The 25,719-nt window shown below is 40.3% G+C and carries 16 protein-coding genes and 7 pseudogenes; 8 read left to right on the top strand and 15 right to left on the bottom strand.

Annotated features, from left to right (window positions below; all coding sequences use genetic code 11):
- Positions 1-145 precede the first annotated feature (145 nt).
- Positions 146-2,986 carry a DEAD/DEAH box helicase gene (locus DXA05_RS10660; RefSeq protein WP_008024003.1) on the bottom strand — a complete coding sequence of 947 codons (2,841 nt, stop codon included), beginning with the start codon at positions 2,984-2,986 and terminating at the stop codon, positions 146-148.
- Between the two features lie 53 nt (positions 2,987-3,039).
- Between DXA05_RS10660 and mnmA the strand changes: the two are divergent.
- Positions 3,040-4,178, top strand: a pseudogene (gene mnmA / locus DXA05_RS10655) (tRNA 2-thiouridine(34) synthase MnmA).
- A gap of 240 nt (positions 4,179-4,418) precedes the next feature.
- Here mnmA and DXA05_RS10650 read toward each other — a convergent pair.
- A pseudogene (locus DXA05_RS10650) lies at positions 4,419-5,944 on the bottom strand (GH3 auxin-responsive promoter family protein).
- A 137-nt stretch (positions 5,945-6,081) separates the two neighbouring features.
- On the opposite strand from DXA05_RS10650, the gene DXA05_RS10645 reads away from it, so the two are divergent.
- The gene (locus DXA05_RS10645) at positions 6,082-7,092 is read left to right on the top strand and encodes an ATP-dependent 6-phosphofructokinase (RefSeq protein ID WP_004315551.1); all 1,011 of its coding nucleotides are present in this window, start codon (positions 6,082-6,084) and stop codon (positions 7,090-7,092) included.
- Here DXA05_RS10645 and rnc read toward each other — a convergent pair.
- The 3 genes and pseudogenes from rnc to DXA05_RS10630 all read right to left on the bottom strand — a co-directional run bounded on the left by rnc (position 7,034) and on the right by DXA05_RS10630 (position 9,580).
- A pseudogene (gene rnc / locus DXA05_RS10640) lies at positions 7,034-8,100 on the bottom strand (ribonuclease III). The gene DXA05_RS10645 and the pseudogene rnc sit on opposite strands and share 59 nt — an antisense overlap.
- On the bottom strand, positions 8,066-9,328 hold the full coding sequence (fabF, locus tag DXA05_RS10635; RefSeq protein ID WP_008024013.1) for a beta-ketoacyl-ACP synthase II: 1,263 nt from the start codon (positions 9,326-9,328) through the stop codon (positions 8,066-8,068). The pseudogene rnc and the gene fabF overlap by 35 nt, the downstream one beginning before the upstream one ends.
- Before the next feature lie 15 nt (positions 9,329-9,343).
- Positions 9,344-9,580 carry an acyl carrier protein gene (locus tag DXA05_RS10630; RefSeq protein WP_002558672.1) on the bottom strand — a complete coding sequence of 79 codons (237 nt, stop codon included), beginning with the start codon at positions 9,578-9,580 and terminating at the stop codon, positions 9,344-9,346.
- A gap of 98 nt (positions 9,581-9,678) precedes the next feature.
- Here DXA05_RS10630 and purN point away from each other — a divergent pair, with 98 nt between their 5' ends.
- Complete coding sequence (gene purN, locus DXA05_RS10625) at positions 9,679-10,305, top strand: phosphoribosylglycinamide formyltransferase (RefSeq protein WP_128859158.1); 627 nt, start codon at positions 9,679-9,681, stop codon at positions 10,303-10,305.
- 77 nt (positions 10,306-10,382) lie between these two features.
- Here the strand turns inward: purN and pdxB are convergent, their stop codons facing one another.
- A complete protein-coding gene (gene pdxB, locus DXA05_RS10620) occupies positions 10,383-11,423 on the bottom strand; it encodes a 4-phosphoerythronate dehydrogenase PdxB (RefSeq protein WP_128859157.1) in 1,041 nt (346 codons plus the stop codon).
- A 117-nt stretch (positions 11,424-11,540) separates the two neighbouring features.
- Here pdxB and DXA05_RS10615 point away from each other — a divergent pair, with 117 nt between their 5' ends.
- From DXA05_RS10615 to DXA05_RS10605, 3 genes are read left to right on the top strand one after another with little or no spacing between them, the layout of a single operon-like run.
- On the top strand, positions 11,541-12,146 hold the full coding sequence (locus DXA05_RS10615) for a DUF4254 domain-containing protein (protein ID WP_008024018.1): 606 nt from the start codon (positions 11,541-11,543) through the stop codon (positions 12,144-12,146).
- Between the two features lie 3 nt (positions 12,147-12,149).
- Positions 12,150-13,181 (top strand): glycosyltransferase family 9 protein, encoded by a 1,032-nt coding sequence (locus tag DXA05_RS10610; protein ID WP_055235779.1) that lies wholly within the window; start codon positions 12,150-12,152, stop codon positions 13,179-13,181.
- Positions 13,182-13,240: 59 nt separating this feature from the next.
- Positions 13,241-14,317, top strand: coding sequence for a glycosyltransferase family 1 protein (locus DXA05_RS10605; RefSeq protein ID WP_061448425.1), 1,077 nt, complete (start codon positions 13,241-13,243; stop codon positions 14,315-14,317).
- Here the strand turns inward: DXA05_RS10605 and DXA05_RS10600 are convergent.
- Positions 14,300-15,358 carry a glycosyltransferase family 9 protein gene (locus DXA05_RS10600; protein ID WP_049701600.1) on the bottom strand — a complete coding sequence of 353 codons (1,059 nt, stop codon included), beginning with the start codon at positions 15,356-15,358 and terminating at the stop codon, positions 14,300-14,302. The two genes, DXA05_RS10605 and DXA05_RS10600, sit on opposite strands and share 18 nt — an antisense overlap.
- Before the next feature lie 231 nt (positions 15,359-15,589).
- Between DXA05_RS10600 and DXA05_RS10595 the strand changes: the two genes are divergently transcribed.
- Positions 15,590-16,501, top strand: coding sequence for a lipopolysaccharide kinase InaA family protein (locus tag DXA05_RS10595; protein ID WP_009039121.1), 912 nt, complete (start codon positions 15,590-15,592; stop codon positions 16,499-16,501).
- Here DXA05_RS10595 and DXA05_RS10590 read toward each other — a convergent pair whose 3' ends face one another.
- The 6 genes and pseudogenes from DXA05_RS10590 to DXA05_RS10565 all read right to left on the bottom strand — a co-directional run bounded on the left by DXA05_RS10590 (position 16,502) and on the right by DXA05_RS10565 (position 21,886).
- The gene (locus DXA05_RS10590) at positions 16,502-17,314 is read right to left on the bottom strand and encodes an FkbM family methyltransferase (RefSeq protein ID WP_009039122.1); all 813 of its coding nucleotides are present in this window, start codon (positions 17,312-17,314) and stop codon (positions 16,502-16,504) included.
- Positions 17,311-18,443, bottom strand: a pseudogene (locus tag DXA05_RS10585) (glycosyltransferase family 1 protein). Before DXA05_RS10585 ends, DXA05_RS10590 begins: the two are co-directional and overlap by 4 nt.
- A gap of 29 nt (positions 18,444-18,472) precedes the next feature.
- Positions 18,473-19,283 (bottom strand): annotated as a pseudogene (locus DXA05_RS10580) (LicD family protein).
- Between the two features lie 16 nt (positions 19,284-19,299).
- Positions 19,300-20,030, bottom strand: a pseudogene (locus tag DXA05_RS10575) (phosphocholine cytidylyltransferase family protein).
- Positions 20,027-21,075, bottom strand: a pseudogene (locus DXA05_RS10570) (histidinol-phosphate transaminase). Before DXA05_RS10570 ends, DXA05_RS10575 begins: the two co-directional pseudogenes overlap by 4 nt.
- A gap of 1 nt (position 21,076) precedes the next feature.
- Positions 21,077-21,886: a glycosyltransferase family 2 protein gene (locus DXA05_RS10565; protein WP_032811956.1), complete on the bottom strand. Its 810-nt coding sequence runs from the start codon at positions 21,884-21,886 to the stop codon at positions 21,077-21,079.
- Between the two features lie 196 nt (positions 21,887-22,082).
- Here DXA05_RS10565 and DXA05_RS10560 point away from each other — a divergent pair, with 196 nt between their 5' ends.
- Positions 22,083-23,066, top strand: a complete 984-nt coding sequence (locus tag DXA05_RS10560) for a glycosyltransferase family 2 protein (RefSeq protein ID WP_118220066.1) — start codon at positions 22,083-22,085, stop codon at positions 23,064-23,066.
- Between the two features lie 70 nt (positions 23,067-23,136).
- On the opposite strand, the gene DXA05_RS10555 is transcribed toward DXA05_RS10560, so the two are convergent.
- Positions 23,137-24,177 carry a hypothetical protein gene (locus DXA05_RS10555; protein WP_008024039.1) on the bottom strand — a complete coding sequence of 347 codons (1,041 nt, stop codon included), beginning with the start codon at positions 24,175-24,177 and terminating at the stop codon, positions 23,137-23,139.
- 6 nt (positions 24,178-24,183) lie between these two features.
- Positions 24,184-25,560, bottom strand: a complete 1,377-nt coding sequence (locus tag DXA05_RS10550) for an MBOAT family O-acyltransferase (protein ID WP_128859156.1) — start codon at positions 25,558-25,560, stop codon at positions 24,184-24,186.
- Positions 25,561-25,719: the final 159 nt, after the last annotated feature.

Here is a 25,719-nt window from a genome sequence, read left to right as displayed (position 1 = left end):
ACATTTATTATTTCGGGTTATTTATAATTTTCACAGTGGCAAAGATAACCGGATAAAATAAGAGTATATGGATAAAAAAATTCAGGAATACGATGAAATAATACATTTTACACACCTCTGTGATAGATTGAGGCTTTATGTATTATTAGAGCAGGTCTACCCATTGCTCATTGCTTAATATAGGCAATGACTCACTGTCGGCAACAAATGTTTCCGCCAGTTTTCGTTTCTCATCTTGCAGATGCAGAATCTTTTCCTCAATGCTGTTTTGTGTAATGAAGCGATAGGCAATCACCTGCTTATCCTGACCGATACGATGGGCACGGGCGATGGCTTGCGATTCGGCGGCAGGATTCCACCAGGGATCTATGATAAATACATAGTCGGCTTGTGTAAGATTGAGTCCCACACCCCCTGCTTTTAGTGAAATAAGGAATGCCTGAACATCTTTTTGCTCGGTGAAATGGGCGATTTCGGAAGGCCGGTTGTTGGTTGCTCCTGTTAATAGGGCATATTTCCAGCCTCGTTCTCGGAAAGCTTCAGCCAAGACCTCCAGATGTTTGACGAATGAAGAGAAAATTAGGACTTTGTGTCCTTCGCTTTGTAATGTATCGAATGTTTCGATTATCTGTGCGGTTTTTCCGGATGTTCCGGTATAATCAGGAAGAATGAGTTGCGGATGACAAGAGAGTTGTCGTAAACGCAAAATGCCATTTAGTACACTAAATGAATGGAGCCTGTTCGTACTTTGAGGGTGCTGGAGAAGTATGTTTCGCAAGCTGTTTTTCTCCTGTTCGTAACACGTGTTCTGCTCTTCAGTCATGTCGCAGTAGATTGTTTCTTCCGTAAGTTCAGGAAGTTCCGGAGCTACCTCTTTCTTGCTTCTACGGAGGATGAATGGGGCAGTCAGTTGTTGCAACTGCACTCGTACGCGTTCGTTTCCCTGGCGAATCGGCATTATGAACTGCTTTTGGAAAGCACTTTCCGTGCCCAGTAAGTCCGGTTGTATAAAATGAAATTGAGCCCACAGGTCCTTTAATGAGTTTTCGATAGGAGTACCTGTTAGTGCGAGTCGGTGTTTGCTTTGCAGTTGAATTGCCGACCGGAAGGTGAGCGATTCGCTATTCTTGATATTCTGGCTTTCATCGAGCACGACATATTCGAAACGGTAGGAAGAGAGTATATCAATGTTATTTCTCATCATGCCATACGTAGTAAAGATCAAGTGAAAATGACCGAAGAATTTTTCCGGACGTTTCTTGTCTATAGCCACGGTGTTGTTGTATTCCATCATTGAGAGCCCTGTAAAGCGCTTGGCTTCCCGTCGCCAGTTGTGAAGTAGCGATGTGGGGACTACAATTAGGGTAGCGGGTTGTTTGGGAGCGGATGGCTTATATATGTACTGTAGCAGGGTAAGAGTCTGAAGAGTCTTCCCGAGTCCCATGTCATCTGCCAGGCATCCGCCAAATCCTTGTTTATGGAGGTGTACCATCCACGAGAATCCTTTCTGCTGATAGGGGCGTAACGTTGCTTTAAGCGTTCTTGGTACGGCAACGTTATGTATTTGCTGCTTCGCGGGGAATTTTTTCACTCCATCCTCACCCAAAGCTGTCTGTACGGCACCTATAAATGCATGTTTCAACCGAATTCCTTTTTCTGTTTGTACTCCCATCTCCAGTAAGTTCGCATATTTGCTGAACCACTCTTCAGGCAGGAGAATCATACGCCCGTCAGGTAGCAGATATTCCCGCTTTTCTTCGAGGATATGTTTGCGGAAACGTGAAAAAGGAATGCGCAGATTACCGATAACAACAGTGATGTGCAGTTCGAACCAGTCAACCTCATCGTCGCAGCTTTGCTCGATGCGTATCTCATCCAGACAATATAATGCATTCCCTACATTACTGGTAAGGTGAAAGGATTGCTGCAACATCTCCCGATGATTGTTGATCCATTCGACAATTGTCTTTTCCGGAGCTTTGGCGGATAGTTGGAAGTGTGTGGCATTGAGTTGTTGCAGACCGGCATTCGTTAAGAGTTGGACTGCTTGTTCTTCCACTGTAATATTACGCGGGAAAAAGCCGATTTCACCGGATGTTTTCCGATAAATGATTTTCTTCATTTCATTAGCACTATCTGGTGCAAATGTCTGGTCTCCATAGCGGAAGACAAGTTGCAATGCTTGTCCGTTGTATGTGGCATCTTCGAATGAGAGAACAGCTTCACAGGCACATTCTTCTTCAGTAATATTCAAACCGTGAGTCTCGATATCGTGATAACGTGCAATTGGAATAACGATGTTGTCTATGTATTTCTCAATCTGCAAAGCGTCTACGCTAATCGATCTTTTCTTTGTGAAAGGTAAGATACGTGCGCTTTCAATGTGCGGAAAGAAATATAACTCCATTCCCAATAATAGAGTGGCCGGCGAGGAGGTCAGTACAACTACCGGTTTTAACTCACTCAAAGAGAACGGTTGCCCTTCATAATAACACTGCAACTGATAACGGAACGTTTTACTGTCAACATGAAACGTTACGCGAATTTCTACGTCGTGAGGGTTGATATGATAAATATGATGGGCGTATAAGATTTTGCTACCGGCTTGTTTCTGATAAAAAGGCAGTCCATTTTCCCGTATCAACGCCAGCATCTCCAACAGCTTCTTTTCGATGAACGGGCGAATATTATTTTTAATTCGTTCCGGATCTTCGGATAGCTTATGTAGAAAGCGTGATACTGTTTTTTCACGGGAGTAGAGGCCCATCAGATACTTTTCTGTATAGTATGAAGCGATATCGATAGCTTGTCTTTCCGCTTCGCTCATTATGCTCATAGCTTCCGGAGAGGCGTGAAACGCTTGCTCCACTAATTGCAAGGTGCCATCGTTCAGCCTTTCCGCAATATACGGAATCAGTAATATGCCGAGTATCGGATGCTCTGTGAAAACGATTATAACTTGTCCGTTAGTTGGTCTCTCTTTCATTCTCTTTTAGGCTTTAACTGACAAAGATACGGGAAAATACTTAATTTTGCAGCATGATAGAGGAAAACAAACGCGTATTGCTTGGAATGAGTGGCGGTACAGATAGCTCTGTTGCTGCTATGCGATTGCTGGAAGCCGGTTATGAAGTAATCGGGGTAACCTTCCGTTTTTATGAATTGAATGGTTCGACAGAATACTTGGAAGATGCCCGTAATTTGGCAGAACGTTTAGGAATACGGCATATAACATACGATGCCCGTGAAATATTTGCCCGGCAGATTATTGAATATTTTGTGCAGGAATACCTGGCAGGACGTACTCCGGTCCCCTGTACCTTGTGCAATAATTATCTGAAATGGCCTTTGCTGCTAAGATTGCCGATGAAATGGGAATTTTTTATATTGCTACCGGACACTATGCGCAGAATATACAACTAAATGAAACTTTTTATATAACGTACGCCGCCGATTCGGATAAGGATCAAACCTTCTTCTTATGGGGATTGAAACAGGATATTCTTAATAGGATGCTGTTGCCGATGGGCGATATTACGAAAGCTGAAGCCCGTGCCTGGGCTGCTGAACATGGTTTTCGAAAGGTGGCAACCAAAAAGGATAGTATTGGTGTCTGTTTTTGCCCGATGGACTATCGGACCTTTTTAAAAGATTGGTTGGTCAGAAATGGTCAGATGTCGGTCAGTAATAGTGAGGCATCAATCAACAATAGTCAGACATCGGGCAGCGATAAACAGACCTGGTCTGACAGAATCAGAAGAGGAAGATTTGTCGATGAAAAGGGAAATTTTATTGCCTGGCATGAAGGCTATCCCTTTTATACTATTGGGCAGAGACGCGGTTTGGGCATTCATCTGAATCGTCCTGTATTTGTGAAAGAGATTGATCCTGAAAAGAATGAAGTGATGTTGGCTTCTCTTTCATCGTTGGAAAAAACAGAAATGTGGTTGAAAGATTGGAATCTTGTAAATCAGGAGCGTACTTTAGGACGCTCTGACATAATTGTGAAGATACGCTATCGCAAGCAGGAAAACTATGGCACGATTACCGTCACATCGGATCATTTACTGCACGTGCAGCTCCATGAACCATTAACAGCCATTGCTCCCGGGCAGGCTGCTGCATTCTATGGAGACGGATTGCTACTAGGAGGAGGAATCATAGTCAACGCCCGGTAATCTTATATATTGGGAAGATGAACGCTCTGACGCAAGTTTTTTAAAACAAAACTTAGCTTGCTAATCGACATAACTAAGGCACGGATTACACGAATAAACAAGGAAAGAGAATAAACTTATCCATGTAATTCGTGTAATCCGTGCCTGAAAGAAATCGGAGAGTTGTTTTGACGCTCTCTCCTTATACAAGTAACCTCTGTAATGGAAAAAAACTTGTAGTGGTTATGTTTTGGTTTTTGGTTATTCTTCCGGATGAGCGCTATTATTCAGCACCAGCATTGCTTCTATATATTCGCGTGTATTGCTTAATCTGGGTACTTTGTGTTGTCCTCCCAGTTTTCCTTTCTGTGCCAGCCAGTCATGGAACAATCCCTGACGGGCAACGATCACTTCCAATGGTTGCAAAGCAATATCTTTCCATCGTTTGGCCTCATAGTCAGAGTTAACCTCTTTCAGCGTAGCGTCAAGTATTGCGGCGAACTTTTCTACGGAATCCGGCATTTTGGCAAATTCTATCAGCCACTGGTGCCTGCATTTTGCGTTCTCATCCATAAACACCGGCGCCGCAGAGTATTCGCAAATTTGTGCTCCGGTTTCGGCGCAAGCCTTTGCCAATCCTTTTTCAGCATTATCGACAATCAGCTCTTCACCAAATGCATTGATGAAATGCTTCGTTCTTCCCGTGATGACAAACTTATAGGGATTCTTGCTGGTAAACTTCACAGTATCACCAATCATGTATCTCCACAAACCACAGGAAGTAGAAATAACCATTGCATAGTTCTTGTTAAGCTCGACTTCTTCAAGACAATAAGCCCGTGGATTTTCTTTTCCCACTTCCTCCAACGGAACAAATTCGTAGAAAATTCCATAGTCGATCATTAATAACATGGCAGGATCGGAAAGGTCGTTCTGGGTTCCGAAATATCCTTCCGAAGCATTGTAGGTCTCTACATAATGCATTTTAGGTGTTGTAATCACCTGTTTATATTGCTCACGATACGGTGTGAAAGCTACTCCACCATGAAGAAAACTTCCAGATTGGGCCATACTTCTTCCAGTGCCTGCTTTCCTGTCTTTTCAAGGATACGTTTGATAAGTACCAGCATCCACGACGGCACACCGGATAGGCTTGTCACATTTACCGGAATAGTGCTGTTGGCGATTGCTTCTATCTTGGTTTCCCATTCGCTCATCAATGCAATTTTCTTGCTTGGTACGCGAATGAAATTGATAAGCGGATTTACGTTTTGAATCAGAATAGCGGATAAATCTCCTACTAAACTATGATTGGAATTGAGGTTCGGGCTATGGCTCCCTCCTAGAATCAGTCCCTTGCCGGAGAAAAAATGGCTATCCGGATTGATGCGGAAATAAAGAGCTGCTGCGTCTTTTCCTCCTCTGTAATGAATATCTTCCAGCGCTTCCTTGCTGACAGGAAGGAATTTACTTTTATCATTAGTCGTTCCGGAAGATTTTGCAAACCAGCGTATCTCCGATGGCCAAAGCAGATTCTGTTCCCCAGCTCGCAAACGTTCTACATAAGGCTTAATTTCTTCGTATGTCTGGATAGGAACACGTTTACGGAAATCTTCATAGTTACGGATAGAGGAATAATCGTACTTTCTTCCCCATTCAGTTTGAGCGGCCTGGCGTGTTAAGCGGCTTAACACACGATGCTGTATCTCACTAGCCTGACTAGCATATAGGTCTATCTGTTTTAAACGGGAATCGAAAGTCTTACTAATAATTTTTGTAATATTCATTTCTGCTTTAACATAATAATGTTTAGTCGTGCAAAAGTAACTTATTTATCTTTTTTTTCTATCTTTACGACGGAAATAATCGTTAAAAATAGACGACTTTCATATAAATCCCGAGTTTTAGACTAAAAAATGCGACAATGAGAATTGGAATCTTAACATCCGGCGGGGACTGTCCCGGTATTAATGCCACGATTCGTGGCGTGTGCAAAACTGCCATCAATTATTACGGGATGGAAGTAGTAGGTATTCACAGCGGTTTTCAGGGCTTGCTGACTAAAGATGTCGAATCTATTACAGACAAGTCGCTCTCCGGTTTGCTCAATCTGGGTGGAACGATGTTAGGAACATCTCGTGAGAAGCCTTTCAAAAAAGGAGGCGTTGTCTCTGATGTTGACAAACCGTCTTTAATCCTTCAGAATATCCGGGAAATGGAACTCGACTGTGTCGTTTGTATCGGCGGAAATGGAACACAGAAGACTGCGGCGAAGTTTGCTGCGATGGGAGTGAATATCGTATCTGTTCCTAAAACCATTGATAATGATATTTGGGGTACAGATATTTCTTTCGGTTTCGACTCGGCAGTAAGTATTGCTACCGATGCCATCGACCGTTTACATTCCACCGCAAGTTCTCACAAAAGGGTGATGGTGATTGAAGTGATGGGGCACAAGGCGGGTTGGATTGCCTTGTATTCCGGTATGGCAGGAGGAGGGGATGTGATTCTTCTCCCTGAAATTGCTTATGACATTAAAAATATTGGTAATACGATTCTGGAAAGACTGAAAAAGGGCAAGCCTTATTCTATTGTAGTGGTAGCAGAAGGTATTAGGACAGACGGACGCAAACGGGCTGCTGAATATATTGCGCAGGAGATTGAATATGAAACTGGTATAGAAACTCGCGAAACAGTTCTGGGCTATATTCAGCGTGGTGGTTCGCCTACTCCTTTCGACCGCAATCTTTCTACCCGTATGGGCGGCCACGCGACAGAATTGATCGCCAAGGGTGAATTCGGGCGTATGGTAGCTTTAAAAGGGGACGATATTGCATCTATCCCTCTTGAAGAAGTTGCAGGAAAACTGAAATTAGTTACTGAAGATCACGATTTGGTGATTCAGGGGCGTCGCATGGGGATTTGCTTTGGCTAGTCTTCTCGGCTTCCATAGTAGGTTGTGCCGTAGAAATTTCATTATCGGAGGTGTTTTCTTCTAAAACATTCTCCGGTTTTGTCTCGGGAATTACATTCAGTTCGGCTTCAAGTTCATTCTCAAATTCATTCTCAAGTTCAGTTGCCAATTCAGTTTCAGAGTTAGTTGCAAGTTCAACCTCCGGTTCTGTTGTAGTTGTTGAATGTTGTGCTTTGATCTCTTCGACAGTTGACATAAATACGGGTTCCTTTACTTTCTTTATAGCCATTTGGGCAGCATTCTGTTGAGACTCTTTCTTGGAATATCCCGTACCTGTTCCTGCCGGAAGTCCTTCAATGCGTACTTCGGTTTGGAAGACAGGGTTGCTGTCGTGATCGAGAAATTGCTCGATTAACTCAAAGGAAACCTCCATCTTATTTTTTTGGCTCCACTCAATAAGTTTGGATTTGAAGTTAACCTCTTTTCGGGATATTTTATCCAGGTCGATATAACGGTTGATGATCCGTTGCTCCATAAACTGTTTGCAGCGTTCATACCCCTGATCCAGATAAATAGCTCCGATAAATGCCTCAAAAGCATTTCCGTACATATAACTGTTGTGAGAAGAAGAGCGGGTGGAATACTTTATGAGTTTATCCAAGCCGATTTCAACGGCCAACTTATTCAAAGTCTCCCGTTGTACGATTTTAGAACGTGTGTTGGTCAGGAAACCTTCTCGTTTCCCTTCAAAACGTTTATAGACAATATCTCCTACGATGCGTCGAGGATGGCGTCACCTAAAAACTCCAGCCGTTCATTGTTGAGGGGACGTCCCTTGTCGGAGCGGACAGAAGTTGATTTGTGCAGGAGAGCCTGCTCATAAAGTTGGATATTGTGCGGGTAGAACCCGAGTATCCGGTAAAAACAAAGATAAGACTCTCTATCCTTGCGGAACAAGAGCCTTATCTTATCTATTTCGTTACGTAACACGATATTACTCTGCGTATTTCTTGAAGATAACGCACGCATTGTGACCACCAAATCCAAATGTATTGGACAAGGCAACATTAACTTCGCGTTTCTGTGCTTTATTGAACGTGAAATTAAGGTTATAGTCGATATTCTCGTCGTTGTCACCTTCTTCGTGGTTGATAGTCGGAGGAACAATGCCGTTCTTGATAGCAAGGATACTTGCAATAGATTCTACCGCACCGGCAGCTCCCAGCAAGTGACCTGTCATTGATTTTGTTGAACTGATGTTCAACTCGAACGCATGATCACCGAATACTTCCTTGATTGCTTTTGCTTCTGAAATATCACCAACCGGAGTAGATGTACCGTGTACATTGATATAATCTACTTCTTTCGGATCCATTTCCGCATCTTCCAGTGCATTTTTCATCACCAATTTCGCTCCCAGACCTTCTGGATGAGAAGCTGTCAGGTGATGTGCATCTGCAGACATACCTACACCGGCAACTTCTGCATAGATTTTTGCACCGCGAGCTTTAGCGTGTTCCAGTTCTTCCAGGATCAGGCAACCGCCACCTTCGCCCATAACGAAACCATCACGGCTTGCGCTAAACGGACGTGAAGCTTTAGAAGCTTCGTCGTTGCGTGTTGACAGTGCGTGCATAGCGTTGAAACCGCCCACACCTGCCGGGAAGATAGCTGCTTCCGAACCACCGGATACAATTACGTTTGCTTTACCCAGACGAATCAGGTTGAAGGCATCTGCAATAGCGTTGGTTGAAGTAGCACATGCTGAACAAGTCGCGTAGTTAGGACCATGGAAACCATACATGATAGAAATCTGTCCGGCTGCAATATCCGAAATCATCTTTGGAATGAAGAACGGATTAAACTTCGGACCCATTTCCTGACGAGTGTAGTAGTTGCCTACCTCTTCTTCAAATGTATGTATACCACCAATACCGGCGCCGAAAATAACACCGATTTTGTTCAAGTCTTCTTTCTCGACATCAAGACCGGAATCACTCACCGCTTCTTTGGCAACAGCGATGGCATATTGAGTATACAGGTCCATCTTTCTTGCTTCTTTGCGGTCTATGTATTTCGTTGCATCGAAGTCTTTCACTTCGCATGCGAATTGGGTCTTGAATAACGACGCATCAAAATGAGTAATAGGCCCTGCTCCACTAACCCCGTTCACAAGGTTTTCCCAAAATTCGGGAACGCTATTGCCAACGGGAGTAATGGCGCCAAGGCCTGTTACTACCACTCTTTTTAATTCCATATTGATGAAATCGAATTACTTAGCGTGTTCTTCGATATAAGATACAGCATCACCTACAGTACCAATCTTTTCTGCTTGGTCATCAGGAATAGAGATACCGAATTCTTTTTCGAATTCCATGATAAGTTCTACAGTGTCAAGAGAATCTGCTCCCAGGTCGTTAGTGAAGCTTGCTTCGGTTGTAACTTCTGATTCTTCTACGCCTAATTTATCAACGATAATCGCTTTTACTCTTGATGCAATTTCAGACATAACTTTAAGTTTTTAATTAATAATTAGTTTTATTTCTTTAAATTTGCGGTGCAAAGGAATGAATATTTATCGTTTTGCGCAAATATTTGACTAAATAAATGCAAAGTTTTGCACATTTTTCACTGTTTTGTGCATCGAAATTGAGGGTTATGAAGAAAAACATCGCAATTTTTGCTTCCGGTTCTGGTTCAAATGCCGAGAATATTATCCGGTATTTCCAAAAAAACGATTCCGTTCAGGTTTCGTTGGTACTTTCTAATAAAAGTGATGCATACGTTTTGGAACGTGCGCATCGTTTGGGAGTGGCCTGTAACGTGTTTCCAAAGGAGGACTGGATAGCCGGAGATGAAATTTTGGCTATTTTGCAGGAGTACCGCATCGACTTTGTCGTACTGGCTGGCTTTCTGGTTCGTGTGCCTGACTTGCTTTTGCATGCTTATCCCGATAAAATTATAAATATACATCCTGCCCTTCTGCCGAAGTTCGGAGGCAAAGGAATGTATGGTGACCGGGTTCATGAAGCGGTAGTGGCTGCCGGTGAAAAGGAAAGCGGTATCACTATACATTATATAAATGAGCATTATGACGAAGGAAATGCAATCTTCCAGGCTACTTGTCCTGTTTTTCCGACAGATTCTCCGGATGATGTAGCCAAGAAAGTGCATGCCTTGGAATATGAACACTTCCCGCAAGTCATAGAACAAGTATTAAGAAATAAGTATTAATTAAGTATTACTCCATGCAGATAATCGTTTGACGGAATTTCATGAAGTTCTCGGTCGCTACGGTTAATACTTAATACCTAATACTTGATTAAATAAGCTGTTTCTTCTCGCCGCAAAGGATAATCCCCGCGTAAGGTTTCGAATTGTTCCGGTTGATTTTTCAATCGGGTGCTATCTTCGACTGGATTATATATTTGGAGGATTGCTTCTTCATGGTTTTTGGCATGTATAATAGGAGAGGCGGGTGCCGGTGCGTTTATTTTATAATCAGCTTCTATTTGGAAGAATTTGCAAATGGCATCCAGTGACATGCGTGTGGCGTTTGCTTTTCCATCGGCAGAGTAACCCGCAATGTGGGGGGTACCGATGAATGCTTTTTCCAGTAGTTCACGGTTAATTTCTGGCTCATGCTCCCACACATCAATGATAGCATCCGAAATGATCCGGCTGTCCAAGGCTTTTAAAAGAGCATCAGTGTCAATAACCTCTCCTCGGGAGGTATTAATGATAACCGGTTTTCGTTTGAGTGACTGGAAGAAGTTCTCATCTGCCAGGTGGAAGGTTTTATATTTCCCTTCCTTATATAAAGGTACGTGAAAGGTTATGATATCACATTCTTCTGCAATTTTATTTAGTGAGGCAAATAGCTCTGTTCCTTCTTTTTCCTCCCGTGGCAAATCATTCAGTAAAACGCACATGCCAAAATCCCGGGCAACTTTAGCTACCTTACTCCCTACGTTTCCCACTCCTATGATTCCAATCGTCAGTTCGTTTAACTTTTTGTTTCTGCAAGATTTCCACACCAGAAGCGATGACTGTATATATTGGGCGACAGAAGCAGAATTGCATCCCGGAGCATTTGTCCATTCTATGCCTGCCTGTTTGCAATACTCTGTATCAATGTGATCGAAACCAATAGTTGCCGTCGCTATGAATTTCACCCGACTACCTTCCAATAAATCCCGGTTGCAATGTGTGCGGGTACGGACAATAAGTGCGTCTGCCTCCCGTACGAGCTCCGGAGTGAAATCTTTCCCCGGTACATAAGCCACCTCATCGGCTATTCTCTGAACCGCTTCTTTTATAAATGGTATTTTATTGTCGATAATAATTTTCATATACAATTCATCTTTTATACCCACAAAGGTAACAAATAAAAAAGTAAGAAACGGTTGCTTGTCTGAAAAATATTACATAGATTTGCCCTATTATATATCTATTAGCTAGTTAAGATTATGACATTTAGTAACCTTTGCAACGAGATTTTTTGGAAATCGACAACAGATTACCATGTAACGGATAGTGTGGATGCTCCGATGAACAATCCTTACGAGTTGAAAACTATTGAGTATTATTTATATCTAAAGAACTGGATTGATGCTGTGCAATGGCATTTTGAGGATATTATCCGTGACCCGCAGATTGATCCGGTAGAAGCATTGGCTTTGAAAAGAAGAATTGATAAATCAAATCAGGATCGTACAGACTTGGTGGAATTAATCGATAGTTACTTCTTAGACAAATACAAAGAAGTAAAACCTCTCTCTGACGCAACGATCAATACAGAAAGTCCTGCATGGGCTATTGACCGCTTGTCAATTCTTGCATTGAAAATTTACCACATGCAGCAGGAAGTGGAACGTACGGATACTACAGAGGAACACCGTCTTCAATGTCAGACTAAGCTGAATATCCTGCTGGAACAACGTAAAGACCTCTCTACGGCTATTGAGCAGTTATTAGCTGATATCGAAGCCGGGAGAAAATATATGAAGGTATATAAACAGATGAAGATGTATAATGACCCGGCATTGAATCCGGTGCTTTATGCAAAAAAATAACGAATGGCGCGTATTCTCATTATTCGTTTTTCAGCTCTTGGCGATGTAGCCATGACAATACCGGTAATACATTCGCTGGCTGTGCAATACCCGCAGCACGAAATAACAGTGTTAAGTCGTGCTGTATGGCAGCCGCTCTTTCAGGGGCTGCCTACGAATGTAGGTTTTGTCGGAGCTGACTTAACAGGTAAACACAAGGGGCTTTGGGGCTTGAATAGCCTCTATTCGGAGTTGAAGGCGATGCATTTTGATTACATTGCAGATTTTCATCATGTGCTTCGTTCCAAATATTTATGTCTGCGATTCCGTCTTGCCAATAAACCGGTAGCTTCCATATGTAAAGGAAGGGCCGGTAAAAAGAAACTGGTTCGTCGTCATGATAAGGTGATGGAGAATCAGAAGAGTTCTTTTCGCCGTTATGCCGATGTGCTTGAGAAGCTAGGTTTACCGGTTTTATTAAATTTCTCTTCTATTTATGGCGAAGGAAAAGGTAATTTTGCAGAGATAGAGCCAGTCACAGGACCTAAAGAAAATCAAAAATGGATTGGTATAGCTCCTTTTGCCAAACACAGAGGTAAGATTTATCCGTTAGAGTTGCAAGAGCAGGTTATAGCACATTTTGCGGCTAACCCACAAGTGAAAGTGTTTCTTTTTGGAGGCGGCAAAAATGAGCAGGAAGTGTTTGACGCATGGATTGCTAAATATCCTTCTGTTGTTTCAATGATCGGTAAACTGAATATGCGTACCGAGCTGAACCTGATGAGCCATTTGGATGTGATGCTTTCAATGGATTCTGCCAATATGCATTTGGCGTCCTTGGTCAATATTCCGGTTGTTTCTATTTGGGGGGCCACTCATCCTTATGCCGGTTTTATGGGCTGGAAGCAATTGCCGGTTAATACCGTGCAACTTGATTTGTCATGCCGTCCCTGCTCTGTATATGGACAGAAGCCTTGTTGGCGTGGTGATTATGCCTGTTTAAGAGATATAAAGCCGGAACAGGTTATTGCAAAAATAGAAGGGATTGTAGGTTGATATTTGCAGGAATTCAATTTAGTTGTTTTTGAGCCGAAAGAGCGTAGAATCAAATAATGATGGAAAAAGAGATACAACGAAAGAAAAAGGTACTGATAGATCTTACGAATTATGGTAGTCTAACAGCTGGTTTCGGACAGATTGCGGCCAACTATGCGGCCGCTTTTTCGTCTATGCCGGTAGAGGATCTTCATTTTGTATATTTGTTGAGACAGAAATATATGCAGGAATTTGGCCCGAATGTGACCTCTGTTCCGGTACGTCGTATCAATAAGTTTTTCCCTTTTACTCTTCCTAAAGTAGATGTATGGCATGCGGTGAATCAGCAGCGGAAGTTGTTACGTATTGCCGGTGGTACAAAGTTTATCTTTACTATACATGACTTTAATTTCTTAACGGAGAAAAAGCCTTGGAAGGCTAAAATGTATCTTCGTCGGATGCAGAATAAGGTCAATAAGGCATCAGTAGTCACAACGATTTCTCATTATGTAGCAGATGTCATTCGCCAACATATAGATTTGAAGGGGAAAGAGATCCGGGTCATCTATAATGGGGTGGAGAGGATCGATATGTTGGAAGGAACCCAGCCGTCTTTTGCGACGGGACGTCCTTTCTTTTTTACGATTGGACAGATCCGTAGGAAAAAGAATTTCCATCTCCTGGTTGACGTAATGCGCCATTTCCCGGAATATGATTTGTATATTTGTGGAGATGCCCATTTCGCTTATGCTGAAGAAGTGCGTAATCTGATTCGTGAGAAGCAAGTCACTAATGTGTTTTTGACAGATGTAATCACTCAAAGTGAAAAGATTTGGTTGTATCGGAACTGTGAAGCGTTCCTGTTTCCTAGTGAAGGAGAAGGTTTTGGGCTGCCTGTGGTAGAAGCTATGCAGTTTGGAAAAGCTGTATTTGCTGCTAATCGCACTAGTTTGCCGGAAGTTTGTAATGGACATGCCATCATGTGGGAACATTTGGATACAGAATCTATGGTGCAAAGTATCCGGGAACATTTGCCTGATTTCTATAAAGATGAGGAACGCTTGACCAGAATGAAAGAACATGCAGCTTCATTCAGTTACGAGAAGCATATACAAGCTTATCTTGATTTATATCGCGAGTTAGCTCAATTGTCTTAATGTCGAAGTTAATTGATCGTATACCTTTTCCGGGGTAATTGATGCGAAACGTTCTTCATAAGTTAATGTTGCTTGTTGTTCCGGCGGAAGAATATCGTCGGGACTAATACCTCGGGCAAGTACGGAATTTGCAGGTAACCACATTGATTTAGAGGCGCTTGGCGAATAAATAGCGAATGAAGGAATTTCGAGGGCTTGCGCAATGTGTCGGGCTCCTCCTTCGTTTCCGAAATAAAACGAGCAGTTGGCGCAAAGTGCTGCCAGTTGTCGTAATGAAGAGGCTTGTATATCAATCTTGATGCGTTCCGGACATCCCAATTCCTTGTAGATATTTCTTGCATCTTCTTCTTCATACCCCGGTGCATAGTTGAAGATCATTTGTATGTCCTTGTATTCTTCCAATATTCTTTTAAGTGTGGTTATCATAAACTCCGTATTCCATTTTTTATGGAGGAGCTTGGTGGTGACTCCTATTAGGAATACAGGGCGCGCGAAATCTATCCCCTCCTTTTCCATATAATATCGAAAGTCTTTTTTCTCCTGGTCAGTGAGGTATAACCTGAATTCTTTTGTATATTGAATAGGCTTGATTTTCTCTAATGGCGCTGCAAGCAATAGGTTGCGTTCTACCATATCAGTTGTTAGACTATTGCTGTAAGTGTCTGTCCGATAATTTAATAGAAAACGTGTGTATCCCTTGATACGCCCTATCCGGAAAGGGGTTTTTAATGAAAAAAGAGAGAAAAAAAGAGTCCGGATCGTAGAACGCATATCGATGATGACATCGTATTTGTTTTGATGCGTCACTTGCCATACTTTTTTTATATAAGCAGTGAATGGTTTATTCTCATTCTTGTCAAATGTAATAACCTTATCTATGTCCGGGTGACCCTCATAGAGCGATGCTATATTTTTATTCAGCACAAAGTGTATTTCTGCATCGGGAAAACTTTTTTTCAGCGTACTGCACAATGCAACAGCCAGAATAGAGTCCCCTATTTGTCTAAATCGAATAATCAGAATTTTTTTGATTGGTTTCATGCTTGACTTCTTTATGCTTTTTATCGTGCAAACATAGCTAAAAAAAAGCATTTATGTCTAAATATAAATGAAAAGAAAAAAGAAAAAACGACTAAAGTTGTTCGCAACAGTACTTATATGTATAGAGAGTTAGCCAATCTTTGTGAGAAAAGAAAAAAATATAGTCGGAATATGCCTTAATTTCTTTATCTTTGCTCCATCTTTGTAATTAGTATTATATAGGAGAGTGTAATGAGAGTGATTGTAAATCCCAAGTACGCGCATCTGCAGAAGGAGATAGAAGAAATTCCAAGGTCCTTCCAGGAAAAAGGAGATGTGGTGTACGATGGGCGTAATGTTTTAAAACGAATTGGCTTAGGCAGCATTGATGTTGTGGTGAAGAGCTTTAAGAAGCCTCACATCATCAATCGTGTTGTATATTCGTTTTTCCGGCAATCAAAAGCAGAGCGTTCCTATATTTACTCTATGGAAATTCAACAACATGGCTTTGACACTCCGGAGCCAGTTGCTATGATCGAACAATTCCAGAGTGGCCTTCTTTCACATAGCTATTACATTTGTTGTTATGATGGTGGCGAAACAGTCCGTTCCCTGATGGATGGGAAAGTGGAAGGAAATGAAGATAAACTTTCTGCTTTTGCGCGCTACACGGCTGCTTTGCATCAGGCAGGTATCCTGCATTTGGACTATTCGCCCGGCAATATATTGATCCATCAGAATGATGCGAATGAATATAGTTTTTCCCTGGTCGACGTGAATCGCATGCAGTTACTATCGGATATTGATTGTGATACTGTGTGCCGTAATATGTGTCGTTTATGCATCTCTCGTGAAGTGCTGACTTATATAATGACAGAATACGCTTCTTTGAGGGGATGGGATGTAGAATCTACTGTCAGTCTGGCTCTTCGTTATAGCGATCAGTTCTTTACTCATTATATTTATCGTCGTGCGGCGCGAAAAGAACAAGAAAGGCATATCGTATCCCTGATTTTATTCTTCCGTTTGTACCGTTCCGTACGTAAGTTCTTTTCCTGGGAACCGCATATCTCACGTTTCTTATTGAAAAAAGAAAAGCGCATTTATGATACATACTTGTGTAAGTATGACTATTGCGAATTGCTTTCTGCTGATTATCAATGATTAACTCTTACTTCCGCGCATGACTACACTGCGGATTTTATGCCTGAAAAAACCTTTCTGATTGGTATATGTGCAGTTATGCTTATCCAAAAATGCAGAAATGACTGCTTCGTCATCATGTAGATGGTATGTGCAAATTGCAAAATCCAACTTCTGGCAATTCTGAAATAAGTTCTTGCATCCGGCCAATGCATGCCGTTCAGCTCCTTCGATATCCATTTTTAGAAATAGATGCTCATCCGTTTGATTGTTGAAGAAGTCATCCAGGGTTTGTTCTCTTGAAGAGTTATGGTCGCTTACATACTTTTGGACAATCGTAACTTTATCTTGCCATGGCTCAAAGGTCGCTCTGATGGCCTCCAACCATTGTTCGTCCTGTTCAAACAGGTAAACATGTTTAGCTTCTTCGATGATTTCCAATGAAGAATATCCTTCGGCGCAACCAACATCCACAAATACCTTTCCTGTCACTTCTTTAACGCTGTTGAAGTAATGGTGCGGTGAACGCCTGTCTTGTTCCATGCTCAAAGCCCTGTAATATTTTTGAATTTTCCTGGCCGGAGTGCTCTTTCTGAAATAGAGCCGTTTCTCTTCTTTTTGAACATAGTATAAACCTTTCTCCTCGTCTTTCTGTACGTCAACGGGCATATTTGCATATTCATCTTTGAATTCATACAGGTGTCTTGAATATCCATGTTCTTTAATATATTCATAGTATTTCAGATAAGGAGAGCCGGGCTTATATCCTTTCATGAAATAATATGGGAGAGTGCCATATATAAATTTCTTTATTGTGTGTTTAAGTATGTTCATCTCATTAATTTCTTGTAGATGTTTAAGATCTCTTCCGCTTGCTTTTCTTCAGAGAATCTTTTGGCAAATATTTGCCTTTTTCAATCATTACTTTCTTTCTTTCAGGGTCAGAGTATATCTGTTTGAAAGCATTGGCCATTCCTTTGATATCGTCGGGATGTATATAGATTGAGTCGGGACCTCCGGCTTCTTCCAGGCAAGAACCTGTTGCGGCTACTACCGGAATTCCGGAGTATAAAGCTTCTATAATGGGGATGCCAAAGCCTTCAAAGCGTGAAGGATATACAAAAATTTCAGCTAGCTGATAAAAAGTCGGCAGATCATCAAAAGGAACATTGCTGATGATGTGCACTCTTTCTTCCAGCTTATTCTCCTTAATAAAACGTTCAATCTTATCAGTGTATTCTGTATGGCGTCCTACAATGACAAGATGAATTTGTTCAGGAAGCATCGTCAGTGCTTGTACCGCCGAAAGGGCATTCTTTCGTTCTTCAATACTTCCTACGTTGAGGATATAGTGTTCCGGTAGCTGATATTTAGCTCGGACTTCTCTTTTTTTCTCTTCTGTTACAGGGTGCGTGAATGAAGTATCACATCCCTGATAAACAACTTCTATCTTATCGGCAGGAATCCCGAAATACTCAATAATATCACGTTTGGTACATTCGCTGATAGCAATGATTCTATCCGCATTTTCGCAGGCTTTGCGGAATTTGTATGTATATATATTCCTGTCGATCGAATGATAGTATTGTGGGTATCGCAGAAATATCAAATCGTGGATTGTTACGATACTTTTTACCTTACTTTTATGGATATTCAGGGGTAATTCATTGCTAAGTCCGTGAAAAATATCAATTCTTTCTTTTTCCAATTGGCGGGTGACTCCCAACACTCGCCATAACGAACTTAACTTTTTCCAGAAAGAAGTAGTGGGGTAAGAAAGCTGTAGTTGCCGATATTGCTTCGTTAATTTGTTCAGCCTTTTATTTTCCCGTTTCTTAGGGGCATACAATACATATTCATTCTCCGGATAGAATTGGCATAGAATATCCACTATATAGCGGCTATAATTACCCAAACCGGTGAAATTCTGTACTGCACGTTTTCCGTCAAAACCTATTCTCATTTCTACTTCTTACCTTTATGTGATTATAGTTAGACTTCAAACTCCCGATAAGGTTTATTCAGGTCTAAATAATGGAAATTGTGTTGTCTTTGCCCACTTTGTTTAGGTATGGTCATGTAATCTCCGTATTTCTGTGACAGATAGACATCGTATTTCTGTACTCCCCATACTTCTTCATTTTCAAATAAGATTGGAGTAGGGGTACCCAGAATATCTTTAGACATGATTCCTTTCATTCCGTCATCATAATCACAGACCAATGTGGATTGGTCGAAATCATACTTTTTCATTACTTTCCTGATACTTTCCTGTGCTCCGGTAAGGGTAAAAAGCTTTCTGCATAATAGCGGTATCCATGAACTGGGGCCTTTTCCATGCTTGTATGGATCGCGATGAATCAGATAAAGTACACGTTTGTAGAATTCGTACTTTGCAAAATGCATTCTTTGCGCCATGCGGCTCTCCGGAACTCCGTCCAGTGGGAATATATCAATATATACGCCTCCCAAATATTTGAGATGCATACGTTCAATTAGAGTGGTATCGGCATCCTGTACTTTTGCGAATGGAAGAGGATATTCCTTGTCGTTTTCAGCACATACAGCTTCGTATGGTTTCGGTAACCATTCTTTGGCATTAGCCATTAATAAATCATAATCGGCTCTTGGCATGCCGATATCCAGATCATCATCCCAAGGGATAAATCCTTTGTGGCGGACGGCTCCCAGCATGGTGCCTGCATGATGTAATATCGCAGATATGTTCTTTGCAAACTTTGTCAACAGCTAATAAATTCTTTAATATGCGAAGCTGTAGAGGGCGGATATCGTAATTTGCCATTTCTATATGAATTTGATTAATAAAGACTGGCTGGAATCAGCTTCTGTGCCTGTTGAAAGTCCTCTACGGTGTCCAGTTCGGCCGAGAAGAACTCGGTGGTATCCATGACGTAAAAGCTATATCCTTGCGGAATCAGTCGCTCAAAAGCCCGTTCGTAGATATATTGTCCAGTCCTTCAGTGGTAATCATAATGTCCAGTTCCCGGAATAGAGCTTTGGTGTATTCAGCTGACATCTTTTCGATACCGATAGACTCTCCGATAGCATCGGATATAGAACAGACTTTGCTGATTTCAACAACCTTTTGTGCATCGTCTACGATAACTTTTATTTCTTCCGCTCCAAGCTCATGGCGATTCAGTGCCAATATGTCGTCCTTATCCGAGTGAAGCAGTTTTTCTACAATTTGAGGATCAAAAACAATGTCGCTGTCTAATAACAATATTTCTTCCCCGTCTGTATACGGTCGGGTAAGCCATAATGAATAGATATTGTTGGTTGATTCATATCTGTCATTATAGATGAAAGTAATATTTTGGACTGGATAACGTGCCTGCAGAAAATCAACGATTTGTTGCTGGCGATACCCCGTGACGATAATGAATTCGTTGAATCCATTTTGTATCAGAGCATCAAAAGCCCTTTCCAGTAGGCATCGTTCTCCTATCTTGAGGAGGCATTTGGGCGTTGTATCGGTCAGCGGGCGTAAGCGTGACGCTATTCCTGCGGCTAATATTACTGCTTTCATTTGGAGGCGATTTCTTTAATTGTATCTATAACGATCCGGTTTTGCTCTGGACGTCCCAATGTGATACGCAAATGAGTGTTGATATCCGGTTCATTCATAAACTTCACTTTATAACTCTGTTCGGCAAAAGCCTTTTGTAAAGCCTCTTTTAGCTCTATCGGGTATTTGATTAAAATGAAATTGGCAACCGATTCATATACTTTGAATCCGGGTAACACGCCGATTTCCTTTTCGTAGCGCTCACGGTCTTCGTTCATCAGTTTGGCGATATTGCGGTAGTGTGCGTCCGATTTAAGAGCTGCAATGGCGATATCTTCGGATATTCGGTTGTATCCCAGATATTTATTGCTATATCTGCTGAATTTTTCCAGTTCCTTACTCATAAATCCGAATCCCATACGTAAACCGGGCAATCCATAAAATTTAGATAAGGTACGGGAAATAATCAAATCGGATATTTATTAACCAGTTTTTTGATATAACTGGTATCAGTTGAAACAAAAGAAGCGTATGCCTCGTCTATCAGTACCACTGTTTGGCTGGGTACTTCTGCAAGCAGTTCATCCAGTTCTTTCGGAGTTAAACCGTTGCCGGTAGGGTTATTGGGAGAAGCCAGTAAAAGAATCTTCGGATTCTCTTTCTGAATCATATCTTTCAGCGTCTCAAAGTCATATTTAAAAGTGTTTCCGTCTTCGTAAAGAGGATATTGCAAAGTATGGCCATTCACCTCATCTGCAATTGATTTATAATACCACCATGAGAACTTGGGAATCAACATCGTTTTGTTTCCATCTTCTTGAGTCAGGAAGTAATGAACGGCTTGCTTCAGGATATCTTCTCCGCCGTAGCCTAGCAGGACTTGTGTTTCATCTATATCATATAATTCGGATAAGAAAACAGATAATATACTTTTCTTTCCTTCATCATAAATGCGGGTATAAAAACAAAGTTTATTTATATCGAAGTTTTTTAAAGCTTCTACTACTTCTTTTGATGGACTGTAGTTAAATTCGTTTCGATCTAAAAAGTTCAAATTCTTTTCCATATTAGTTTTGTATGATTCCTTTATCGCACCAGGTTAGTTTCCTGACTTTTGTTTCGTTCAAAATACTGCGGTTGTTGTTTAGATTATCTGTTCCGTGTAGTTCATGATGAAGATGGAACACGATTCCCGCAAATTTGATGGTACGCTTGCGTACACCGCTGTTGATAAGACGGCATACTAATTCATGATCTTCACTTCCCCATCCGGTTATAGCTTCATTGTACCCATTGACTTTTAACAAATCCTCTTTCCAAAAAGCCATATTGCATCCTCTCGAGTAAGAAACATCCCATTGACGATAATGTTGAAGTAGTGGACTCAACCAAGGTAAATGTACTCCGTTGATTGTATTTTTAGTACCTTTGTCGTGAATGGAAATGATGCAGTTTTTTTCTGCTAACATTTTTCTCGTTAAGCCTTCCCGGATTAATACACGGCTACCAGTTACGAAACTACCTCTTTTGGCAAAACGTACATGATCTTTGACGAAATCTTTGTGTAAGACGATATCTCCGTCAATTTGTATTATATATTCTTTAGATGCTTTCGCAATAGCTTTGTTGCGGATGGAGGCCAGTCTGAAGCCTAAATCCTCATGCCAAACATGAATAATGGGAACTTCAGAGGAAGTTGCCAATTGATGAATTAGTTCTCCTGTGTCTTCTTTAGAACCATCATCGGCAATGATAATTTCATCAGGAAGGAGAGATTGACGTAGCACGCTTTTAACGCATAATTCTAATGCGTCGCTTCTATTATAGGTGGATATAATTAGCGATGTACTTATGTTGCTCGCCATTGGTTTATTCATATAATTATTACTATGTTAGTTAAATAGTTAAGGGGGCTTGCACTAAAATTCTACAAATGTATACATTTTATTTGGTTGTGACAAGTGTTAAAGGCTTTTTTGCTAAACATTAGAGGGTTAGCGTCTTTTTTAAGAATAATATCTGTATCTTTGCTATCAGTTTGTTATTATAACTAAGATTAATAGTGTATTTGTAATGGAAAATCATTCGGTGGAAGTTAGTGTAATCATTCCTAATTATAACTATGCTCGTTTTTTGCGGCAACGTATCGAATCGGTATTGGCCCAAACATATACAGATTATGAGATTATATTATTGGATGATGCGTCAACGGATGATAGTACATCTATTTTAAAACATTATAGTGCTAATCCTCATGTCAGTCATTTGGAGATTAACTCAGTCAATACAGGAAGTCCTTTTGCTCAATGGCAGAAAGGCATTAGTTTGTCTCGTGGAAAGTACATTTGGATTGCCGAAAGTGACGATGCGGCTGAACCCTCTTTTTTGAAAAAGGCAGTCTCTGTTTTGAAACAATATCCGGATGCTTCTTTTTGCTTTCTGGGTTCACATTGTATAGATGGGGAAGGTAATCAGTTAACTACTGATTTTGATCGTTGGACTTCAAAACAGTTGAGTCGTTCTCATAATATGGGTGTTTTTGATGGTGAAGATTATATAAAACATAATCTTTATTGGCGTAATTATATTTACAATGCTAGTGGTGTTGTCTTTCGTAAACAATGTTTTGAACAAATAAAAGACTTGTCTTGCTTTTCAATGCGCTATAGTGGCGATTGGCTTTTCTGGATAGAAATGGCCAAGCAAGGAATGGTAGTCGAAGTTTATGAAAAATTGAATAATTTTCGTTTGCATAATGTAAGCACTACCAAGAAGGGGCAAAAGACAGGAGATGGGGTTCGGGAAGACATATATATAGTAAATAGAATAGAGCATTCTCTCGTTAATATAGGGAGGCAAAGAAAGACTGTGCGTCATGGGAGCTTTTATAAAGAGATAAAAAGACTTAAGGTTCCTACTGAAATCAAGGAGGAACTTACATTGCATTTAGCATCTTCTTTAAAAGCAAATTCTAGTGATTATTATGTAGAACGCTTTAATAAAAGTTTTAGTTGGCTGATGCCTTGGTTGATTACTCGTGATAAAGATCGTCTGTGATTACTGGATGTTTTTATTGGAAATTGATAATGTTTATGACATACTTGCTAATAATCACTTAAAAGTAAATTTAGTCGGTGGATTTTTCTATCTTATCTGCAATAATATTACCAACAGTTTCACTAGCTATAGTTGCCCAATGCGTATCATCTATATGATAAACGTCTTTGACTCCGCTGGCAATCATTTCTCTAAAATTATCTCTAGGATTAATAAACCATTTTAGTTGGTTAATTCCATTTTCTTCTAGTTGATCAATTACTTTCTTAGGCGGGTATGGATTATTTATTATATATGGTTGGTATACATCATATTTATCGGGAGCTATCATATAATAGAGGTCAATGCCTTTTTCTTGAAAGCGTTTATGAAGGTAGTTTAGTTTGTCTAAAATGGCGTTGTATTCTTCTTCTGTGATTGATAATTTCCATAAATCGTCATTGTAAAAATAGAAGGTGTTGTATGGTGGAACAGAGAAACAATCAGTGTTTAACTGTACTTCTTTTACTGGCCTTTTTGATTTGTATAAATGATATTTGATATATTTAAACGTTTCCATTAAATAATCTTTCTTCTTTTTTTCTGTAAAATTATTTTCTGGCTTATTGTCTTCTTTCTCAAGAGTATAATTGATGTCTTTAATATCTCTAAAGCTAAGTATATGCTGTACAAATTCTCTTTCGACCGTTTCAATAATAACAGTCTTACATCCTAGGCTAGCATATATATCGTTATTCAATAAATACAATGCAATATCTTCAGAGCTATATCCTCTTCCTCTTGGATCAGGATAGTTGAGGATTCTTTCTCCTAATTTGGCTGCTAAATAATTTTGATAACCACTGAAACCTTGTTGGCTAAAGGAGTCTCCTATGGTCATAACTTTGTAATTTCTTTGTATGTTGTCATAATATGTATCTACCTTGTTCTCTGATAATGGTGTACCTAAATTGGTTTGGGTTTTGTCTATGTAAAAGTAGCCAAGTTTCCCTAAATCACCGGCTTTGGTTAGACGATCTATCAAATAGAAATTCACATAAAAACCATATGCGTATATTAATACCATGACAGGGAATATGGTGAATAAGCATTTTAATATAAATTTTCTCATAAAGTTCTAGAATTGAAAATAGATAAATGTTTGAATATCATTAGAGTAATAAAATATATAATAGAATATGGCACAGTAGATTCCCCATCTGATTATAGGGTATTTTATATTTATTTCTAGTCCGTGCATTTTGCGTCTGTTAATCCATTCTATGATAATCAAAATAGCAATGTATTGGATGCATTTAACTCCATATTCAAGCGATGAAGGTTGCCATTTAGTAAACATATAAATGATATATTGATAGGCCTCTTTTATATTTTCGGCGCGGAAGATAACCCAACCAATCATTACAAGAATGAAAGTACTAATAATCTGTCCAAGTTCTTTGAGGGATGGTAGGTATTTGTTTTCAGCTACTATGTCTTTATACTTTCTGTTTCTTCCCATGAGTAATAATGGTAGAAATAGTAGAGCATGAAATGCACCCCAACAAATAAACGTCCAATTGGCTCCATGCCAGAGACCGCTAACTAAGAAAATTATCATAGTGTTACGGAAAGATTTCCATTTGCTACATCGACTTCCTCCTAATGGGATATAAATATAATCTCTGAACCAAGTGGTGAGTGAAATATGCCAACGTCTCCAAAATTCGGCAATATCTCTAGAAAAATATGGAAAGTTGAAGTTCTGTAGTAAGTTAATGCCAAATAACTTTGCTGTACCTATAGCGATGTCCGAGTATCCAGAAAAGTCTCCATAAATTTGGAAAGTAAATAAGAAAGCTCCCCAAACCAGATTCAAACTATCAAGTGTTTGATAATTTGCAAAGATTTGATTGACTGCGACAGCGCATGTGTCTGCTACAACAATCTTTTTGAATAATCCCCATAAAATTTGCCTCATACCATCTACTGCCGCTGTGTAATCGAAAGCTCGTTGTCTTTCGAACTGCGGTAGTAAATTGGTCGCTCTTTCGATAGGACCTGCAACAAGTTGAGGAAAAAAACTGATAAAAGCAAAGAATGCTACAATATCATGTGTGGGTTTCATCTTGTGACGGTAGATATCGATTGTATAACTAAGTGCTTGAAATGTATAGAAGCTAATTCCTACTGGAAGTAAAATATCTAATGTGACCCAATCCAATTCAAATCCAAACCACTGAAACAGGTGTTGTAAATTTTCCGAGAAGAAGTTGAAATACTTGAATATTCCTAATATGGTTAGGTTTAATACAATGTTGGCAATACTTATTAAACGTTGGATGTGTCTATGTCCTTCTTGCCGTTCAAGTAGGATTCCGCTTGCATAACTACATAAAGTAGTAAACGCTATTAAGATAAGAAAGCGCCAATCCCACCAACCATAAAATAGATAACTAGCTACAACAACAAATAAGTTTTGTGCTCTTAATTTTTTGAAAGCAAACGTAACCATACTATTTTCCGCCACGCCAATTTTATCGGCTGTCTTTCAGCCGATAAAATAAAAATGCCCGTAAGAAAATATTTTTGTTTTAACATTCCGGTTTATAGAAACATGGCAGAAGAGCCTTCTTGTCGCAGTCCTTACCATGAAGAATACATTCAAACAAGT

Origin of the sequence: Bacteroides sp. AM54-2NS (assembly GCF_003602935.1) — a bacterium.
Taxonomy (GTDB): Bacteria; Bacteroidota; Bacteroidia; order Bacteroidales; family Bacteroidaceae; genus Bacteroides; species Bacteroides xylanisolvens.
This window is presented reverse-complemented; position numbering and strand designations above follow the sequence as displayed.

Bases quoted from the DNA above. Each gene is read 5' to 3' on its own strand.
- DXA05_RS10555 (WP_008024039.1), bottom strand. From the start codon at position 24,177: ATGAGAAAATTTATATTAAAATGCTTATTCACCATATTCCCTGTCATG.
- DXA05_RS10610 (WP_055235779.1), top strand. From the start codon at position 12,150: ATGGCGCGTATTCTCATTATTCGTTTTTCAGCTCTTGGCGATGTAGCC.
- DXA05_RS10605 (WP_061448425.1), top strand. From the start codon at position 13,241: ATGGAAAAAGAGATACAACGAAAGAAAAAGGTACTGATAGATCTTACG.
- DXA05_RS10660 (WP_008024003.1), bottom strand. From the start codon at position 2,986: ATGAAAGAGAGACCAACTAACGGACAAGTTATAATCGTTTTCACAGAG.
- fabF (WP_008024013.1), bottom strand. From the start codon at position 9,328: ATGGAATTAAAAAGAGTGGTAGTAACAGGCCTTGGCGCCATTACTCCC.
- DXA05_RS10645 (WP_004315551.1), top strand. From the start codon at position 6,082: ATGAGAATTGGAATCTTAACATCCGGCGGGGACTGTCCCGGTATTAAT.
- DXA05_RS10590 (WP_009039122.1), bottom strand. From the start codon at position 17,314: ATGAACATACTTAAACACACAATAAAGAAATTTATATATGGCACTCTC.
- DXA05_RS10560 (WP_118220066.1), top strand. From the start codon at position 22,083: ATGGAAAATCATTCGGTGGAAGTTAGTGTAATCATTCCTAATTATAAC.
- DXA05_RS10600 (WP_049701600.1), bottom strand. From the start codon at position 15,358: ATGAAACCAATCAAAAAAATTCTGATTATTCGATTTAGACAAATAGGG.
- DXA05_RS10595 (WP_009039121.1), top strand. From the start codon at position 15,590: ATGAGAGTGATTGTAAATCCCAAGTACGCGCATCTGCAGAAGGAGATA.
- DXA05_RS10565 (WP_032811956.1), bottom strand. From the start codon at position 21,886: ATGAATAAACCAATGGCGAGCAACATAAGTACATCGCTAATTATATCC.
- DXA05_RS10615 (WP_008024018.1), top strand. From the start codon at position 11,541: ATGACATTTAGTAACCTTTGCAACGAGATTTTTTGGAAATCGACAACA.
- DXA05_RS10550 (WP_128859156.1), bottom strand. From the start codon at position 25,560: ATGGTTACGTTTGCTTTCAAAAAATTAAGAGCACAAAACTTATTTGTT.
- purN (WP_128859158.1), top strand. From the start codon at position 9,679: ATGCAAAGTTTTGCACATTTTTCACTGTTTTGTGCATCGAAATTGAGG.
- pdxB (WP_128859157.1), bottom strand. From the start codon at position 11,423: ATGAAAATTATTATCGACAATAAAATACCATTTATAAAAGAAGCGGTT.
- DXA05_RS10630 (WP_002558672.1), bottom strand. From the start codon at position 9,580: ATGTCTGAAATTGCATCAAGAGTAAAAGCGATTATCGTTGATAAATTA.